The following is a 17,307-nucleotide window of genomic DNA, read 5'->3' as shown; positions in this document are numbered from 1 at the left end:
TTAATTCGCGTTAAGCCTCCATATGTTTTCATATACATCTGCGCAATTTTTAGTGAAAAAAGATATAAAATTTTTTTTATCTAAGTTTTTGTTTTTATAGTTTATTAAGGAATAAATATAGGCTTTGATTTATTTAAAGATAAATTGGGGTTGTTTAATTAATAAATCTCAATAGAATGTGCCGATCGTTGACATGTTGGATCGTCAACAGGCATTGTTTTTTACTTCGCCGGATCGGCGGGTTGTGATTTGTTTGTACATTTAAATTTCTGTTTGGGAATTAGTGTGCATGTTGAGGTTTCACTCTTAGTTAGTGGTCTTCTCCCTCTCATATTTGATACTTTGCGGTGCATAAGGATTGTCTTATGAAGAATTTTAAATTTAGCCTTGCTTGGCAAATTTTAATTGCTTTAATCCTAGGGATAGTTGTCGGGGCTGTTTTACATAACCAGCCTGAAATCAGAGACAGTATTGTGAATAATGTTCTTGCCCCACTCGGTAAGATCTTTATTAGCCTGATTAAAATGATTGTTATTCCAATTGTTTTCTCTACCTTGATTTTAGGTATTGCAGGTGTTGGCAGTACGAAAAGTTTAGGGCGACTTGGTTTTAAAACCATTCTCTATTTTGAAATTATTACGACTATCGCTATTTTAGTTGGTTTGGTTGCGGCAAATATTTTCCAACCAGGTGCTGGTGTAGATAAAGCGATGTTAGTGACGACTGATATTTCGCAATATCAGCATACAGCTCAAGAAGTTGGTTCTCAGTCACATGGATTGGTACAGACAATTTTGTCCATGATTCCAACCAATATTGTTAACTCTATGGCACACGGTGAAATGTTGCCTGTGATTTTCTTTGCTGTGTTGTTTGGTATTGGTCTGTCTTCATTGCCAGCAACTACTAAAGACCCATTGTTAAATGTGTTTCATGCAGTTTCAGAAACGATGTTCCGTGTAACGCACATCATCATGAAATATGCACCTGTGGGTGTGTTTGGTTTAATCGCAGTAACTGTTGCTAACTTCGGTTTTACTTCACTCATTCCATTAGCTAAATTGGTAGTGTTGGTTTATGCTGCTATCTTTTTCTTTGCTTTTGTGGTTTTGGGTATTACCGCAAAAATGTTTGGAATCAACATCTTTATCTTGTTTAAGATTTTAAAAGATGAATTGATTTTAGCATTCTCAACAGCAAGCTCGGAAACAGTTTTACCACGTATTATGCAAAAAATGGAAGCTTACGGTGCGCCAAAAGCAATTTCCAGTTTTGTGATCCCAACAGGTTATTCATTTAACCTCGACGGTTCTACACTTTACCAAAGTATCGCAGCAATCTTTATTGCACAGCTTTATGGTATAGATATGTCAATCGGTCAACAGGTAATCTTGGTTATTACTTTGATGATTACTTCTAAAGGTATTGCTGGTGTTCCTGGCGTATCATTTGTTGTCCTATTAGCAACTTTACATACTGTTGGTATCCCGCTTGAAGGCTTAGCATTTATTGCTGGTGTTGACCGTATTATGGATATGGCTCGTACTGCTTTGAACGTTGTTGGTAACGCACTTGCTGTACTTGTAATCAGTAAATGGGAAAAACAATACGACTCTGAAAAAGCTGCCGCTTATGAAGCAACATTTAAATAAGATAGCTTTCTTTTAGTTGTAAAAAAACCCGCGAATATCGCGGGTTTTTTATTGGGTTATTTCAAAACGCGTTGATAAAGTTCTAGTGTTTGATCACACATATCTTTTAAGCTAAACATAGTGACAGGAGCAACGATTTGAGGTTGTTCAATATGCTTTTTCACAGTCTCGATTAATGCTTTTTCATTTTCTGCTTCAACAAGACCTTGGGGGTATACATTCGATAAAATCTCGGCAACACCGCCACGGTTCCAGCCAACCACTGGCGAACCCACTGAAAGTGCTTCTAAGGCTGTTCTACCGAATGTTTCGGCTTGATTGGATAGAGAGAGCACAATATCGCTAAAAGCGAGCCATTCCCGAATATCTGAGCGATGACCTACGAAGGTAATTTTATCTGCGAGCCCTTTACTTTGAATAGTACTTTGCAATTCACTTAAGTAAGCTTGCTTTTTGGCATCAGCACCACCGACAACAACCGCATGTAGCTGAGGATATTGCGACTGAAGTTGTTGCATCAGTTCAATTAAACTTTCATGCCCCTTTAAGCGTGTAATACGACCAGGTAAGCAAAGTAAAAACTTATTTTCAAGCTCAGGAAAGTCATTAAAAACTTGGTTAAACCACTGTGCTGAGGGCTGGTAATTATGTGGAAAAGCGGCAGGGTCAATGCCTCGATAAATCCGCACAATATCTTGCGGTGGACAGTTTTTATAATGGTCAGTGATGTATTTAACCACGCTGTCAGAAACAGCAATCACTTTTTCAGCTTGAGTCATAATGGCACTATAACGATTAACCGAATAGAAACCATGTACAGTGCTAATGAGGTGAGGGCGTTTGTTTGCAGGTATTTTTCTTAAGGCAAAGTGAGTAAGCCAAGCTGGTACACGAGAGCGCACATGAACAATATCAGGTTGATGCTGTTCAATCAGCCGACGTAAAGAACGAATTTGCCACAAGCTTGAAAGTGATTTTTTATGAATTGGTAGCGTTAAGTGAATAGAACCTTCAGCTTCAAGTTGAGACACTAATCGTCCGCCATTAGACACAACCAGAGATTGATGGCCTTGTGCAACCAGTGCACGTGCAATTTCTAGTGTGCCGCGTTCTACGCCACCGCTATTGAGTTCTGGGAGAAGTTGCATCACTTTCATTGTTTTTTGCCTTATACATTTATAAAAGATGTACCATCTATAGATACATCATTTCAAACTAAATCATTATCCGGAATTTACTATCGTGCTAGCGACATGGATGTCGCTGTTTCGCTGTGTTACAAGGAGGTAACATCAGCGGAACAAAGGATTTTTGCTTACTTTTTATCCTTAAAAAGTAAGGTCTGCCTATTGGATAGTATTTGAATTTCACTTTAAATTAAGGCTGTGTCTGTCATCAATTTAAAATCATTACAGCGTTATCTTAATAAATCTCTTCATATCCCTCAGGACGTGTCTTAAAACGACGATGGAACCACATATATTGAGTCGGTGCGATGCGAAGCTGATTTTCAATAATTTTATTAACTCGAGTTGCATCATCGACTTCATCTTCAGTTGGCATATTGTCTACCGCAGGTTCAATCAAAATATGATATTTAGGGTCCTGTACATCACCGTGACGATAAAAATATAAAGGAACGGCAACTGCCTTAGAGATTTTTAGTAAACGACGATGAGCAGTTACTGTGGCCGCTGGTACGCCAAAGAATGGTGCCATCACCCCTTGCTTGAGTCCAAAGTCTTGATCGGGGCTATACCAAATGGCATCGCCATCTTTAAGGTGACGAATTAAACCACGCATATCATCATGGTCGATTTGTGCTTTATAAATGGTGCCACGGCAACGATAAATCAGCATATCGAGCAATGGGTTATTTTGAGGTCGATAGACAACATCTGGTTCAAAATACTGAGCACAAACATAGCCGCCAGCATCAAGAAGCGTGCTGTGAGTACCCAATAATAAAACACCTTTGCCCTGAGCTTGAGCATTGGTAATGTGTTCTAAGCCTTCAATGGTGACACGGTTTTTAAACCAGTAAGGCTTATACCATGCGTTTAATGTCTCAAACACACCAAGCATCATATCTACAAAAACTTGCTTAGCTTGTTGCTGTACTTTTTCGGCTGACCATTCGGGAAAGCAGACTTCTAAATTACGAATAGTTGTTTTTCGGCGAGATTTTAAATATCTCCAAGCAAGATTTGCTAAGCCATGAGCCAGACGCCACTGAATTGCCCATGGTAAAATAGCCAAAAGCATTAAAAAAACAATGGCAATCCAAATACCCCAATATTTAGGTAATAAAAAGGACCATTGAAATTCACCGGGCGTATAAGTCTGCTTTTGGCTCATAACGATATAAAGAATTCAAAATTAAAACTGGCAAAAGTGTATCACGAACTGAATTTATCGTCGTAATACACTGTTGAATTGAGTGGTTAAGATGAGGAAGTAAAACGCGGTTATCGACGATTTTCTAAAAGAATGCGAACAGCAAGACCAGCTAACACCGTTCCCATAAGCCAGCGTTGTATATTTGCCCAAAGAGGCTTTTGTTGAAGAAAAAGGGCAATGCTACCCGCGGAAAGTACAATTAACGCATTTACCGAGACGCTAACAAAAATTTGAATAGTACCGAGTTGAATGGATTGCCATAAAATACTGCCTTGTTGTGGGTGAATAAATTGTGGCAATAACGATAAATACATAATCGCAATTTTAGGATTAAGTAGATTTGTAGCAAAACCCATTAAAAATAGTTTAGCTGGAGAGTCTACTGATAATTGTTTTACATCAAAAATTGGGGATGCATTGGGACGTAGCGCTTTCCATGCTAGCCAGAGTAAATAAATTGCTCCTGCAATACGTATGGTGTCGTAAGCATAAGGAACTGCAACAATAAGCGCTGTAATCCCGAAAGAAGCGCAAAGCATATAAAATACGAAGCCAACGCCAACGCCAGCGAGTGAAATAAATCCCGCCATTTTTCCTTGGCAAATTGAACGAGAAATAAGATAAATCATGTTTGGGCCAGGGGTGAGCACCATTGCCAAACAGATTAATCCGAATGCTAAAATTTGAGAAAGATCTAGCATGAAAAATACTCGAATATTATTATATTGGTAGATATAACATAATTATTTTTATAAGTCTTATATTCAATCAGAGTGTTATTTAAAACTATTAAGTCTAACTAAACTTAATCACTTATCATGTACTTTTTATAGCTTTTTTGCTTTAAAAATTTATAGATATTCTGAAAAAAGCCCCCTTAATTTAAGGAGGCTTTTTTACTTACTTTAAAGGAAATAAAAGTGAATTAATTTCCTTTGCTCATTTGTTCAAGTTCATCCCAGCGTTCTAATTTTTCAAGTAATACCTCTTCAATTTCTGCGAGACGCTGACTTGCTTTGGTTGCTTCATCGGCATTACTGACAAACCATGAACCATCTGCCAGCTTGTCAGAAAGTTCTGCTTGTTCAACTTCCAGTTTCTCGATTTCGGCAGGAAGTTGCTCAAGTTCACGTTGGTCTTTATAACTCAGTTTGACCTTTTTAACATTACTTTGTGCTGCGGCTTTTTCAGCTTCGGCTTTTGCCTGAGCTTTTTTTACGTCAGACTTTTGGTCTACGACTTTATCATCTGGACGCTGCTGCAAATAGTCTTGGTAGCCACCAATGTACTCTGCAATATTACCTTTACCATCAAAGACCCAAGTTGATGTTACGACATTGTCCATAAATGCACGGTCATGCGAAATGAGTAATAGAGTACCTTTATATTCAGAAAGCATCTCTTCAAGTAGTTCAAGAGTCACCATGTCCAAGTCGTTGGTTGGTTCGTCCATCACAATCAGGTTCGATGGTTTAAGCAGTAATTTAGCAAGTAAAATACGGTTACGCTCACCACCAGAAAGGGCTTTTACTGGTGTACGTGCACGTTCAGGTGAAAACAAGAAGTCTTGTAGATAGCTATAGATATGTCGACGATTACCGTTTACATCAACAAAGTCAGAGCCTTCTGAAACGTTTGCCATCACTGTCTTTTCAAGGTCTAAGGCATTACGTAATTGATCAAAATAGGCTACTTCTAATTGTGTACCTGTCTTAACAGAACCACCGTGCTCGATTTCACCTAAAATGGCTTTAATTAACGTCGTTTTACCGACACCATTATCACCTACTAGGCCAATACGGTCACCACGCATGACTAGTGTAGAGAAATCTTTAATCAGTGGCTTATCATCATAAGATACACTTAGGTGCTCAATATCAAATACTAATTTACCAGAGCGATTTGCTTCTTGAGTCGCCATGCTCACTTTGCCTTGTTGTGAACGGCGAGCTTTCGATTCTTCACGTAAAGCTTTTAAGGCGCGCACACGGCCTTCGTTACGCGTACGACGAGCTTTAATCCCTTGGCGAATCCAAGCTTCTTCTTCAGCTAACTTTTTATCAAATAAAGCATTTTGTTTCTCTTCTGCTTCCATTTGCTGAGCTTTAAGCTCTAAATAACGTGAATAGTTGCCTTCGTAGCCACGTAGGATGCCACGGTCAAGTTCAACAATTCGAGTCGCAATGCTATCTACAAAAGAGCGGTCATGCGAGATAAATAAAAGTGTTAAATTATTTTGATCGAGTAGGAATTTTTCTAGCCACTCAATACTTTCAACATCTAAATGGTTGGTTGGTTCGTCTAGAAGTAATACGTCTGGCTGCGTTAAAAGAGCACGAGCAAGTAAAACACGGCGTTTACGTCCACCTGAAAGATCTGCCAAATCTGCATTTGGATCGAGTCCCATTTTACTTAACAGGGCATTGACCTTGTTTTCGAGTGCCCAGCCGTCGAGTTGGTCGAGCTTATGCTGTAGGTTGCCCATACGGTCACAAGCTTCCATATCTCCCAGCATACAAGCATCAGTTGCTTCATGATAAGCTCTGAGTACTTCGGCAGCTTCTCCTGCACCATCTGCGACAATGTCAGCAACCTTACCTGAATCCATTGGAACGTCTTGGGCTAACATTGAAACTGTTAAACCATTTTGAATGGAAACTTCACCAGAATCTGGTAATAGGCTTCCCTCGATCAGTTTAAGTAAAGTAGACTTACCTTCACCATTACGCCCAATTAAACAGACTCGTTCGCCACGTTCTAGATTAAAGTTCGCGCCATCGAGCAGGGCAGGTCCGCCAAAAGCAAGTTGGACATCCCTTAGGGTAATATAGGCCATAATGTTTTCCAGAATCTCAAATGAGGATTTAAATGACTAAACCACCATATCATGATGATCAAGCGTCATTTTCCGCACCCATTGAAGATTTGCAAGTGCGAATTACATTTTTGGATGATTTAGTTGAACAATTAAATCAACAACTCGCTATTCAAACTCAAGAAATAGCTGATTTGAAAAAACAAATGCAATTTCTTTATCAACGTGTGGAATCGTCGGATTTGTCAGAAGGTATTGCCCCTTTTGATCCATTAACGAATAAACCTCCTCACTATTAATAAAAAGGCAAGTTCGATACTTGCCTTTTTATTTGGGAATATTTTCAATTTTGTTTAAAAACCTTGTAAGACGATCTTACCTTTTGTTGTGCCACTTTCAATTTGCTGATGAACTCGTTTTAAATTTTCAGCATTAATTGGACTTATAACTTCTGTCACAGTTGTTTTGATTTTCCCTTCATCAACCAGCTTGCTGACTTCATTTAATAGTTCACTTTGTTTTACCATATCTTCGGTCTGAAACATTGAACGTGTAAACATAAATTCCCAATGCACAGATACAGACTTTGACTTAAACGGTTTGATATCTAACTGTTCAGGATCATCAATAAGCCCAAAACGGCCTTGCGGTGCAATCAACTCGACAATATCTGCTAAATGCTGATCTGTTTGAGTGGTTGAGAACACATATAAAGGTGCAGTTAAACCTAATTGCTTGATTTGGGCTGCTAAGGGGTGACGGTGATCTAACACATAATCTGCTCCAAGTTGCTTAACCCAGTCTTGAGTTTCTGCTCGTGAAGCTGTTGCAATAATTGTTAGGTTTGTCAGCTGCTTAAGAAGTTGAATGGTGATTGAGCCAACACCGCCAGCTCCACCAATCACTAATATTGTTGTGCTTTCTGGCGCTTTCTTTGGAACTTGCAGGCGATCAAATAACATCTCCCAAGCCGTGATTGCAGTTAAAGGGAGAGCTGCCGCCTCGGTTAATTCTAAAGTTTTTGGTTTATGGCCAACAATGCGTTCATCAACGAGTTGTAATTCGCTATTACTACCTTGACGATTAAGAGCACCTGCATACCAAACAATATCGCCAATCTTAAATTGAGTAACTTTGTCTCCAATCGCTTCAACTACCCCTACTGCGTCCCAGCCAAGCGTTTTCCACTGATTATTTTTAGGGCTTACATTCTTTCGAATTTTAGTATCTACCGGATTTACTGAGACAGCTTGTACACGAACAAGTAAATCATGTCCTTCAGCAATAGGAGCATTGAGTTCAATATCAACGAGTGCTTCTGGCGATGTAATGGGACCAGCTTTTTGATATGCCACAGCTTTCATAATTATCCTTCCTCTTGTTGAGAGTTTGATCATAACGTAAGCTTAAAATAAGTGACTACAGACAAATAACGCTCATAGTGTCAAAAAGGATACTGTAAAATGGCAAAAGTACGACATTCAAGTTTTGATTGCTCTCCGGGTTGTTCAGTGGAGGCGGCGATTAGTTTGATTGATGGAAAATGGAAATGCGTCATTCTTTGGCATTTATTTAATGAAGGCACCTTGAGGTTTAACGAAATTCGAAAGCGTGTTCCGAGCATTACCCAAAGAATGCTGACAAATCAGCTACGTGAATTGGAACAAGATGGAATTATTCATCGGGAAGTCTATCCTCAGGTACCACCTAAAGTAGAATACTGCCTGACTGATTTGGGACAAAGTCTTGAGAAAATTCTGTTTGCTTTAAAACAGTGGGGGGATGCTCATATTGACCAGTTTGGAAAGTTGACACTTGTTGATGGCCATCCGAATCCTTAATGATATTTGTGTCAGCTCATCGCAATTTGCACTGTGAAATCTGACTATTTTGAAGCTTGCCCCTGTATCGGGCATTATTTTTATGATGAAACTTGCGTTTTCTGGTCAGCTTATGCAACTCTAATAAAAGAGATTAATAGGTTTTGCTATGGACAATATGGGAATTTGGGTTACCGTTATCATTGTTCTTTTCGTACTAGGCTCCATTTTTGGTTTAAGAGTGAGCCCACGTGAAAAGGCACTTGGTATTATGCGTGATAAAGCTCGTAAAATGGGTTTACACCCGCGTGTAATCGTTGCACCTGAATGGACACATGTCCCAATGGCGACTGAAAAGCGTGCCAGCATGGTTGCTTATTATAGTGTATTGATTCCCGATGCCCGTTTATCTTTAATGCGCGCTCGCGTTGTAGACGGCAAATTAAAAGTGGTTCAGGGTGATGAGAAATTTAATGATTCTCCCATTGCATTAAAAGGGATTTATGCTATTGATATGCAGGCAAACTGTGTAGGGCTTTATTGGGATGAGGAATCAGACCTGAGAGCAACACAATTAGATGAGATGAAGGCTTATCTGTTGAACTTGGCTAAAGCCTGATTTTTAAATTTATTGGTATAGGAATAACATTTTATATGGCGAATACCTCGCGCTCTGCATCTCAAAGCACAGCATCTACTGCACCTGCTGCACATAAACGTGCCTTAGTGATTGTGGAGTCGCCTGCCAAAGCGAAAACCATCAATAAATATCTGGGTTCGCAATACATTGTAAAGTCTTCTGTAGGTCACGTGCGTGATTTGCCAACAGGTGGCAGTAAATCAACTGAGAAAAAGCCGGCTGCACGGACTAAACTCACTGAAGCAGAAAAAGAACAAAAAGCCAGTCAGGCTTTAGTTAATCGTATGGGGGTTGATCCTGAACATGGTTGGGAAGCTCATTACGAAGTTCTGCCAGGTAAGGAAAATGTTGTTGCTGAACTAAAAAAACTCGCCAAAGATGCCGATGCAATCTATCTCGCAACGGACTTGGATAGAGAAGGGGAAGCCATTGCTTGGCACCTAAGAGAAGTTATTGGTGGTGATGACAGTCGTTATCATCGCGTGGTATTTAACGAAATTACTAAAAATGCCATTCAAGAAGCATTTAAACAACCTACACGCCTAGATTTAAACCGAGTTAATGCTCAGCAAGCACGCCGTTTCTTAGACCGTGTTGTTGGCTTTATGGTTTCACCATTGCTGTGGGAAAAGATTGCCCGTGGTTTATCGGCAGGTCGTGTACAGTCTGTAGCAGTGAAACTGGTTGTAGAGCGTGAAAGAGAAATTCGTGCTTTTATACCAGAAGAATACTGGCAAGTTTTTGCAGATACTCAAGCCAAGAAAGATGACATTCGTCTTGAAGCAGTTAAGCAAGCTGGTAAAACCCTTAAACTGAAAAATAAAGCTGAAACTGATGCTTTATTGGATGTTTTAAAAGGTGCTGAATATAAAGTTGCACAGCGTGAAGATAAACCGACTAAGGTCAATCCAAGTGCACCGTATATCACTTCAACGCTGCAACAGGCTGCAAGTACACGTCTAGGTTTTTCTGTAAAGAAAACAATGATGCTAGCGCAGCGTCTATATGAAGCAGGTTTTATTACCTATATGCGTACTGACTCAACGTTCTTGAGTGATGATGCAGTAAGCATGGTACGTGCTCATATTGAAAGCCAATTTGGTGAGAAGTATTTACCTGCAAAACCAAACCGCTATGGTAACAAAGCTGGTGCTCAAGAAGCCCATGAAGCAATTCGTCCTTCTAATGTTGCGCTTACAGGTGACCAACTTGCAGGTGTAGAGCGTGATGCTCAGCGTTTATATGATTTGATCTGGCGTCAGTTTGTTGCTTGTCAAATGACTCCAGCAGAATATTTATCTTCAACTTTAACGGTTGAAGCTGCTGATGTTGAATTGAAGGCAAAAGGCCGTACGCTTGTATTTGATGGTTTTACACGAGTGCGTGGTGCCAACAAGTCTGATGACGATATTATTTTGCCTGCAATTAAAGTAGGCGAAATTTTAAAATTAGAGAAGTTAGACCCAAGTCAGCACTTTACTAAACCACCTGCACGTTTTACTGAAGCTTCTTTGGTTAAAGAACTCGAAAAACGTAGTATTGGTCGTCCTTCGACTTATGCAGCTATTATTTCTACGATTCAAGAACGTGGCTACGTTAAGTTAGAAAACCGTCGTCTTTTCGCCGAAAAAATGGGTGAAATTGTCACGGATCGTCTTGATGAAAGTTTCAATAACTTGATGAACTATGCATTTACAGCAGACCTTGAGGGGCAGCTCGATAAAGTTGCAACAGGCGAGCGTAACTGGAAAGAGTTACTTGATACTTTCTACGGTGACTTCAAAAAACGTCTTACTAATGCTCAGGGCGAGCACGGAATGCGCCGTAACCAACCGGTTGAAGTGCCAGCAGTACATTGTCCTGAATGTTCACGTCCAATGCAGATTCGTACAGGTACAACAGGCGTATTCTTAGGTTGTTCTGGATATAACTTGCCGCCTAAAGAGCGTTGTAAAGGTACTTTGAACTTAACACCTGTTGAGTCCTTAGCTGCTCTTTCTGATGATGATGGTGCTGAAACCGCAGACTTGATGTCAAAACATCGTTGTGCAAAATGTGGCACAGCCATGGACAGCTATGTAATTGATGGTGGTCGTAAACTACATGTATGTGGTAACAACCCTGATTGTGACGGTTTTGAGCTTGAAGAAGGCGAGTTCAAGATTAAAGGCTACGATGGACCAACCATTCCGTGTGATAAATGTGATGGTGAAATGCAGCTTAAGACTGGCCGTTTTGGTCCGTATTTCGCTTGTACAAGCTGTGACAATACTCGTAAGGTCTTGAAAAGCGGTCAGCCTGCACCTCCACGTGTAGAACCGATCAAGATGGAACATTTGCGCTCAACAAAGCATGATGACTATTTCGTGTTGCGTGATGGTGCTGCTGGTCTGTTTTTGGCCGCAAGTAAATTCCCGAAAATTCGTGAAACACGTGCGCCAAAAGTTGCGGAATTGCGTAGTGTTGCTGCTCAGCTTGATCCTAAATATCAATTTATTTTACAAGCACCAGACGTGGACCCTGAAGGTAATCCGACAGTTGTGAAATTCAGTCGTAAGAATCAATCACAATATGTAGGTTCGGAAACTCCAGAAGGCAAACAAACCAAATGGAGCCTAATTTATCAAAATGGTAAATGGGTTGAGGGCTAATTAAGTCCACAATAAAAAATGCTAGCTCAGCTAGCATTTTTTATATCTAAAACAATAAAAGAAAATTTTAAATGCATGGGGAAAAAGAATGTGGAAAAACATTCGAGTTTTATGTTTGTTAATTATTTTATTGATTGTTGCTGTTCAGGCATGGCGAGATCAAAACCAAGACTGGAATCAACCTATTGTTGTCGTTTTACATCCTATTAATGCAGATGGTTTGCAGACAACAGAGAGCTATATTCATCAGTTGCAATACACTGATTTTGATAAAATAAAAAATTATTTAGGAGAATGGTCGCAGCATTATCGTGGTCAATCAGGAAACTTTGTAATTCGTTTAGGCCAGCCATTACAGCAACGACCTCCTGAGGTTCCTCAAAATGCCAATATCTTTCATGTGATGTGGTGGAGTTTAAAGTTCCGTTTTTATGCATGGCGACATCAACAATCTGAAGATAATGGGGCATCACTTAAACTCTATTTAAATTATTACGATCCCCATTATCAAAAAGTTTTGATCCATTCGACTGCTTTGGAAAAAGGTCGTATTGGTAGTGTGAATTTATTTGCGACCAACACACAAGCTTCCCAAAATCAGGTCGTGATTGTTCATGAGCTATTACATGGCTTTGGGGCACAAGACAAATATGATTTAAAAACTGGTCAACCGCTTTATCCTCTAGGTTATGCGTACCCTGAAAAAGAGCCTTTATATCCGCAGACTGACGCTGAAATCATGGGTGGTCGAACACCATTATCCGAGCAGAGCAGTAAAATGCCGAATGGTTTACATGAAACAATAATAGGTTTACCTACAGCTCAAGAAATTGGTTGGGTGAAATAAAATTGTGGATAAATACTGCTTTATCCACATTAATTGATAAGAAACGATGCAGATTTTATACAGACAAAAAATGTGAAGTACATCACTATTATTGGGTAGATGAAATTCTAATACCTGATAATAAGAGTGGCCATGATGAAAACTGTCGGTAATGATTTGGTACGTAATCAGTTACATGCTGATCGTAAGTGGTATTTGATATTAGGCTTTGTGCTTATTGGCTTTGGTCTGATTTTGTTTAGTTCATTACCATTTGCGACCTTTTCTGTCGTTTTTTTATTTGGAATACTCATGATGGTCGGAGGTGTTTTACATCTTGTTGCGGCTATTAGTGTTTTTAAAGGCGCAAGCCGATGGTTATGGGCACTGTTTGGTGTACTTTATTTAATAGCTGGTTATTACGCTTTTTCTACTCCTGTAAAAACAGCGGTAGTTTTAACAAGCTTACTATCGATTGCACTTATCATCGCTGGGACTATACGTACAATAAACGCAATTTTACTTAAGCCAATTACGGGCTGGGGTTGGACTTTATTCTCCGGATTATTAACACTCGCTACAGGTATTTTAATTTTGGTTTCTAAAGACTCACCTTTTTGGGTGTTAGGAATGTTCCTTGCTATTGATATCCTATTTCAAGGAATTAATTTTCTAGGTTTGGCTTCTGCGATTAAGCACCTACCATCTAGTTCAAAAACAATATCTTAAATAAGAAAATTGAATCAAAGAGCACTTTAGGTGCTCTTTTTGTTTTTAGGGCGAGCAGACGCATCTATGGTTGGGTCTGTTAAACTATGTCTTGGTGTTTTAGCGATATGTGTTATGAGTCTTGCAAAATTAATTAATGAACTAAATGCTCAGCAAAAAAAAGCAGCCACGACATCTGCGCAGAACTGTTTAGTTTTGGCGGGTGCTGGTTGTGGCAAGACAAAGACAATTGTTGCACGTGCCGCCTATTTAATTGATCAAGGCTTACCAGCGAATCAAATCCAGATTTTAACTTTTACTCGACGTGCTGCGAGTGAGATTGTTGCAAGGGTAGAGCAGCATGTAGGAGCACAGGCAAAGGGCCTAAGAGCTTCGACTTTTCATACTTTTTGTATGTATTTACTGCGCCGTAATCCACAAGCTTTTGGCTTAAATCAATTTAGTATTATTGATCGCGATGATCAGTTACTGATGTTCCGTTTATTAAGAGGTAAAGACAAAGATAATGTTTTACCTAAAGCGGCAGAGCTGTGTGATTTATATTCCTATGCAAGAAATACTCAAACCAAGCTTTCTGAAGCACTGCTTAAGCAACTTCCAGAAGCCTATGAGCACAAGGCACAAATTGCTGAGTTGATGAAAACTTATGAGCAACGTAAAAGAGAGCGTAATTTTTTAGATTACGACGATATCTTGTCGATTGTGGCTGTTCATTTACAAAACTCAGAAGCGTTGATCAATTGGGTAGCGGGCTTTTGTCAGGCATTGCTAGTTGATGAAATGCAAGATACAAACCCTTTGCAATGGGCTTTGTTACAGCCCTTAATTGGTAAAGTGAAGTTATTTTGTGTGGGTGATGATGCGCAGTCCATTTATGGCTTTCGTGGTGCAGACTTTGAAAATATTCATTCTTTTAAAGAACGAATACCCGATGCAGAAGTACTTACACTGGCTTTAAATTATCGCTCGACCCAAGAAATTCTAGATTTATCAAATTGGTTGTTGGCACATAGCCCAATCGATTATCAAAAACAGCTACAAGCGCATCGTGGCCAAGGGCAAAAGCCACAGCTACATTTGTTTGGTAATGAGTTTGAAGAAGCAAACTGGATCGCACAAGATTTAATAACACGCCATCAGCAAGGTGCAAACTGGCATGACCACATGGTGTTAGTCCGTTCTGGCTATAGTGCCCGATATCTAGAAGGGGCTTTTATTGCTGCTGAAATACCTTATCGTTTTATTGGCGGGGTAAAGCTTCTTGAGTCGGCCCATGTAAAGGATGTGCTCAGTCTCTTACGTATTGTGAGTAACCCTCACGATGATTTGGCTTGGATGCGCTTTTTAACCTTATGGGATGGGATTGGCGATGTTGGAGCGAGTAAGTTAGCCCAAGAACTGATGGGAATTGTTGATGTCGAGGAGCGCTGTCAGCGACTTGAACGCCATGGCAAGGTACCACTACAAGCGATTTTAATTTTAAAACAGCTAGATGTATTACAGCAGCATGTTGAGGTAAGTATTGGCTTGGCTCTTGATGCTTTAGGTGAACAGCTAGAGCAAAATTATAAAACTAAAGATTGGTCGCGTCGTTTAAAAGACTTTGATTTGGTTAAGCAACTTGCACGAAAGCATGCGTCGTTAGGTGAATTCCTTGAGGAATATGTACTTGAGCCGATTTCAGTTTCTGAAATTGAAAAAGCTGCTGATCAAGATTTAGTAACTTTAATTACGATTCATTCAGCTAAGGGTGCCGAACAGAAAGTTTGTTATGTACCTCACGTATCGCCAAATCAATATCCTTATGCAAGGGCTCAGGGTGATTTTGATGATGTTGAGGAAGAACGCCGTGTGCTATATGTTGCCTTAACGCGTGCTGAAAATGAATTAATTTTGACGAAGCAAAACCTTAATACGTGGTCGCAAGACACTTATGATGAGCAAGGTCGTAAAGTTGAGAGTTATTTCTTAAATGATCTGCCTGCACACTTGGTTCAAGCAAAAATTCATAGGCAAGTACCTCAGCAATTTACTAAAAAACAATGGAACAGATCTCCTGCAGTAAATTTAGGTTTTGGTATCGATCTGGACTAAACTACTGTATAAGACGCTGTGATTACTTAAATGTATATTGGCCCTCCCTTTTATTGCCAATTAAGGTTAGAAAATGAAAATATTAGTTCGTAATTTAGATCGTGCTGTAAGTGAAGCTGAAGTTTTAGAGTTGTTTAAGGCATATGGTAAAGTTGATACATGTGTTCTGGTGACTGATAAAGACACAGGTAAATCGAAAGGCTTTGGTTTTGTTGAAATGCCGAATCCACGTGAAGCGATTAAGGCAATTAAAGGCTTAAATACGCTTAAAGTTAAAGGCTATGGAATTCGAGTTAAAGCAGCCGAAGAATAAGTTTTTCTGATGAAAAGACAATTTTTAGCTCTCTCGATTGTAACGCCCAATGGTATTCGTATTGCTGAAGGTATCAAAACACTTGAAGTGCGTTCATGGGTGCCTACGCAGTTACCAGTGAAAGATCTATTAATTGTCGAAAACCAGAACTTTCTGATTAAAGATACTGATGAAGAGGAAGGAGTTGCTGTCGCTTTAGTTGATGTCGACTCTATTCACCCTTGGCGAAATGACGAGGTCAATTTAGCCTGTGCATCTGCTTGGAGTGAAGGCTATTTTGCTTGGGTCTTAAGTAATGTTCGTCCTATAAAACAGCCAGTGAAAATTTTAGCTAAACGTAAAATTTATCAAGTTGAGCTGGATTTACCATAAATAACGTTGATTTTATCAATGGAGTCGTTAAGCTAAGAATAGCTATTGCAATGGCGATTTTAGAACAGGAAAGTTTAGTTATGTCACGTGTTGCTCGTTATCATGCCGATCGTACCAATCAGAAGCTCTATTTTGCACGTCTAGCGTGTCAACAGGCAGAGCAGACCGATCATGTGCAGCAGGTACAAGCTTACCGTGAAGCAGCTGTATTTCATTTACATGGCGCAATGTTAGCGTTCTTACAAGAATTGGTACGTTATTACCGTTTAAATGATTTGCAACCCACCTTAAAATCTATAGAGGAACATATGGCGGCAAAAGGGCAGGTTTCTCCTGAAGTGTCCGTTTTGCAGCAATTGGCAAAAGATGGTTTTGTTGCAGAGTTAAAACGAGCTTATCGTATGTGCCAATACGCCCCAGAACCAAAAGAACCGACTCCGGAAGAAGAGACTTCTTCTAACCTCATTATTAAAGTGACACAAGGGCCTCAGTCTTGGTTGCCAGATGTTAAAATCTTGCGTGAATGGCATCGAGAATTAAGTCATTTAATTGATGGTTTTCGTAACGAAATGGTCGAGTTCTAAAATTAAACTGCCTAGATGCTTGAAATTTAGACTAGGTGTGCCTATATAAATAAGACAAGAGATGCAAAGTGCAAGGGTGCTTTGCCACCATGTTGAAACATGGAGGAAGTATATGTCTATACAGCAATTGAAAGAGTTATTTGGAAATCAAGAAGCAGTGTTGGAATTAGTTCAACTCGAAGGTGGTGAACTCGCCTTGCGTAATGCAGGTTCTGAGAATGAACCCTTGGTTAAAATTCAATTTAGCGATGAAGTCAAAGCAATCTTGGGTGAGCAGACTCCAGTTGTTGCTCAGCATATGATTCAGGCTGCATTGTTTGGACTGTTGGAAAAGCAGGTAAACGAGTGGCAGGCTGAGGTATTAGACGAACAGCCTAAATTCTTGAGTTAAAAAAAGCGTACTCTTGAGTA

At 39.7% G+C, this 17,307-nt stretch carries 17 protein-coding genes; 12 read left to right on the top strand and 5 right to left on the bottom strand.

Features of this window, described 5'->3' with window-relative positions; translation table 11 throughout:
- Nucleotides 1–365: 365 nt before the first annotated feature.
- Nucleotides 366–1,652: a glutamate/aspartate:proton symporter GltP gene (gltP, locus tag F928_RS19680; protein ID WP_005079193.1), complete on the top strand. Its 1,287-nt coding sequence runs from the start codon at nucleotides 366–368 to the stop codon at nucleotides 1,650–1,652.
- 56 nt (nucleotides 1,653–1,708) lie between these two features.
- On the opposite strand, the gene lpsB is transcribed toward gltP, so the two are convergent.
- The 4 genes from lpsB to uup all read right to left on the bottom strand — a co-directional run bounded on the left by lpsB (nucleotide 1,709) and on the right by uup (nucleotide 6,888).
- Entirely contained in the window at nucleotides 1,709–2,809 is a 1,101-nt protein-coding gene (lpsB, locus tag F928_RS19675) for a glycosyltransferase family 4 protein (protein ID WP_005079192.1), read from the bottom strand.
- A gap of 265 nt (nucleotides 2,810–3,074) precedes the next feature.
- Nucleotides 3,075–4,010 (bottom strand): LpxL/LpxP family Kdo(2)-lipid IV(A) lauroyl/palmitoleoyl acyltransferase, encoded by a 936-nt coding sequence (gene lpxL / locus F928_RS19670; protein WP_005066053.1) that lies wholly within the window; start codon nucleotides 4,008–4,010, stop codon nucleotides 3,075–3,077.
- Between the two features lie 110 nt (nucleotides 4,011–4,120).
- Nucleotides 4,121–4,753, bottom strand: coding sequence for a LysE family translocator (gene yahN, locus F928_RS19665; RefSeq protein WP_005079191.1), 633 nt, complete (start codon nucleotides 4,751–4,753; stop codon nucleotides 4,121–4,123).
- 224 nt (nucleotides 4,754–4,977) lie between these two features.
- Nucleotides 4,978–6,888 (bottom strand): ATP-binding cassette domain-containing protein, encoded by a 1,911-nt coding sequence (gene uup / locus F928_RS19660; protein WP_002114959.1) that lies wholly within the window; start codon nucleotides 6,886–6,888, stop codon nucleotides 4,978–4,980.
- 32 nt (nucleotides 6,889–6,920) lie between these two features.
- Between uup and F928_RS19655 the strand changes: the two genes are divergently transcribed.
- The gene (locus F928_RS19655) at nucleotides 6,921–7,166 is read left to right on the top strand and encodes a SlyX family protein (protein WP_002115104.1); all 246 of its coding nucleotides are present in this window, start codon (nucleotides 6,921–6,923) and stop codon (nucleotides 7,164–7,166) included.
- A 54-nt stretch (nucleotides 7,167–7,220) separates the two neighbouring features.
- Here the strand turns inward: F928_RS19655 and F928_RS19650 are convergent, their stop codons facing one another.
- A complete protein-coding gene (locus F928_RS19650; protein ID WP_005079189.1) occupies nucleotides 7,221–8,231 on the bottom strand; it encodes a zinc-binding alcohol dehydrogenase family protein in 1,011 nt (336 codons plus the stop codon).
- A gap of 99 nt (nucleotides 8,232–8,330) precedes the next feature.
- On the opposite strand from F928_RS19650, the gene F928_RS19645 reads away from it, so the two are divergent.
- From F928_RS19645 to F928_RS19600, 10 genes are all read left to right on the top strand, one after another.
- Nucleotides 8,331–8,708, top strand: a complete 378-nt coding sequence (locus F928_RS19645; RefSeq protein WP_005079187.1) for a winged helix-turn-helix transcriptional regulator — start codon at nucleotides 8,331–8,333, stop codon at nucleotides 8,706–8,708.
- A 148-nt stretch (nucleotides 8,709–8,856) separates the two neighbouring features.
- Nucleotides 8,857–9,306, top strand: a complete 450-nt coding sequence (locus F928_RS19640) for a hypothetical protein (RefSeq protein WP_002114763.1) — start codon at nucleotides 8,857–8,859, stop codon at nucleotides 9,304–9,306.
- Between the two features lie 35 nt (nucleotides 9,307–9,341).
- Complete coding sequence (topA, locus tag F928_RS19635) at nucleotides 9,342–11,978, top strand: type I DNA topoisomerase (protein WP_005079182.1); 2,637 nt, start codon at nucleotides 9,342–9,344, stop codon at nucleotides 11,976–11,978.
- A gap of 88 nt (nucleotides 11,979–12,066) precedes the next feature.
- Entirely contained in the window at nucleotides 12,067–12,825 is a 759-nt protein-coding gene (locus F928_RS19630; protein ID WP_005079175.1) for a hypothetical protein, read from the top strand.
- A 126-nt stretch (nucleotides 12,826–12,951) separates the two neighbouring features.
- Entirely contained in the window at nucleotides 12,952–13,533 is a 582-nt protein-coding gene (locus F928_RS19625) for an HdeD family acid-resistance protein (RefSeq protein WP_080632757.1), read from the top strand.
- Nucleotides 13,534–13,647: 114 nt separating this feature from the next.
- Nucleotides 13,648–15,627 carry an ATP-dependent helicase gene (pcrA, locus tag F928_RS19620; RefSeq protein WP_025465505.1) on the top strand — a complete coding sequence of 660 codons (1,980 nt, stop codon included), beginning with the start codon at nucleotides 13,648–13,650 and terminating at the stop codon, nucleotides 15,625–15,627.
- Between the two features lie 73 nt (nucleotides 15,628–15,700).
- Nucleotides 15,701–15,940: an RNA recognition motif domain-containing protein gene (gene rbpD / locus F928_RS19615; RefSeq protein WP_002115113.1), complete on the top strand. Its 240-nt coding sequence runs from the start codon at nucleotides 15,701–15,703 to the stop codon at nucleotides 15,938–15,940.
- Nucleotides 15,941–15,949: 9 nt separating this feature from the next.
- Nucleotides 15,950–16,312: an ASCH domain-containing protein gene (locus tag F928_RS19610; RefSeq protein WP_005079172.1), complete on the top strand. Its 363-nt coding sequence runs from the start codon at nucleotides 15,950–15,952 to the stop codon at nucleotides 16,310–16,312.
- Between the two features lie 80 nt (nucleotides 16,313–16,392).
- Nucleotides 16,393–16,896 (top strand): DUF6586 family protein, encoded by a 504-nt coding sequence (locus F928_RS19605; RefSeq protein WP_005066079.1) that lies wholly within the window; start codon nucleotides 16,393–16,395, stop codon nucleotides 16,894–16,896.
- A gap of 112 nt (nucleotides 16,897–17,008) precedes the next feature.
- On the top strand, nucleotides 17,009–17,287 hold the full coding sequence (locus tag F928_RS19600; RefSeq protein WP_002114792.1) for a hypothetical protein: 279 nt from the start codon (nucleotides 17,009–17,011) through the stop codon (nucleotides 17,285–17,287).
- The last annotated feature ends 20 nt before the right edge of the window (nucleotides 17,288–17,307 follow it).

This window comes from Acinetobacter pittii ATCC 19004 = CIP 70.29 (assembly GCF_000369045.1).
Lineage (GTDB): Bacteria > Pseudomonadota > Gammaproteobacteria > Pseudomonadales > Moraxellaceae > Acinetobacter > Acinetobacter pittii.
Note: the sequence above shows the minus strand (reverse complement) of the source record. Positions and strands in the feature narration are given on the sequence as shown.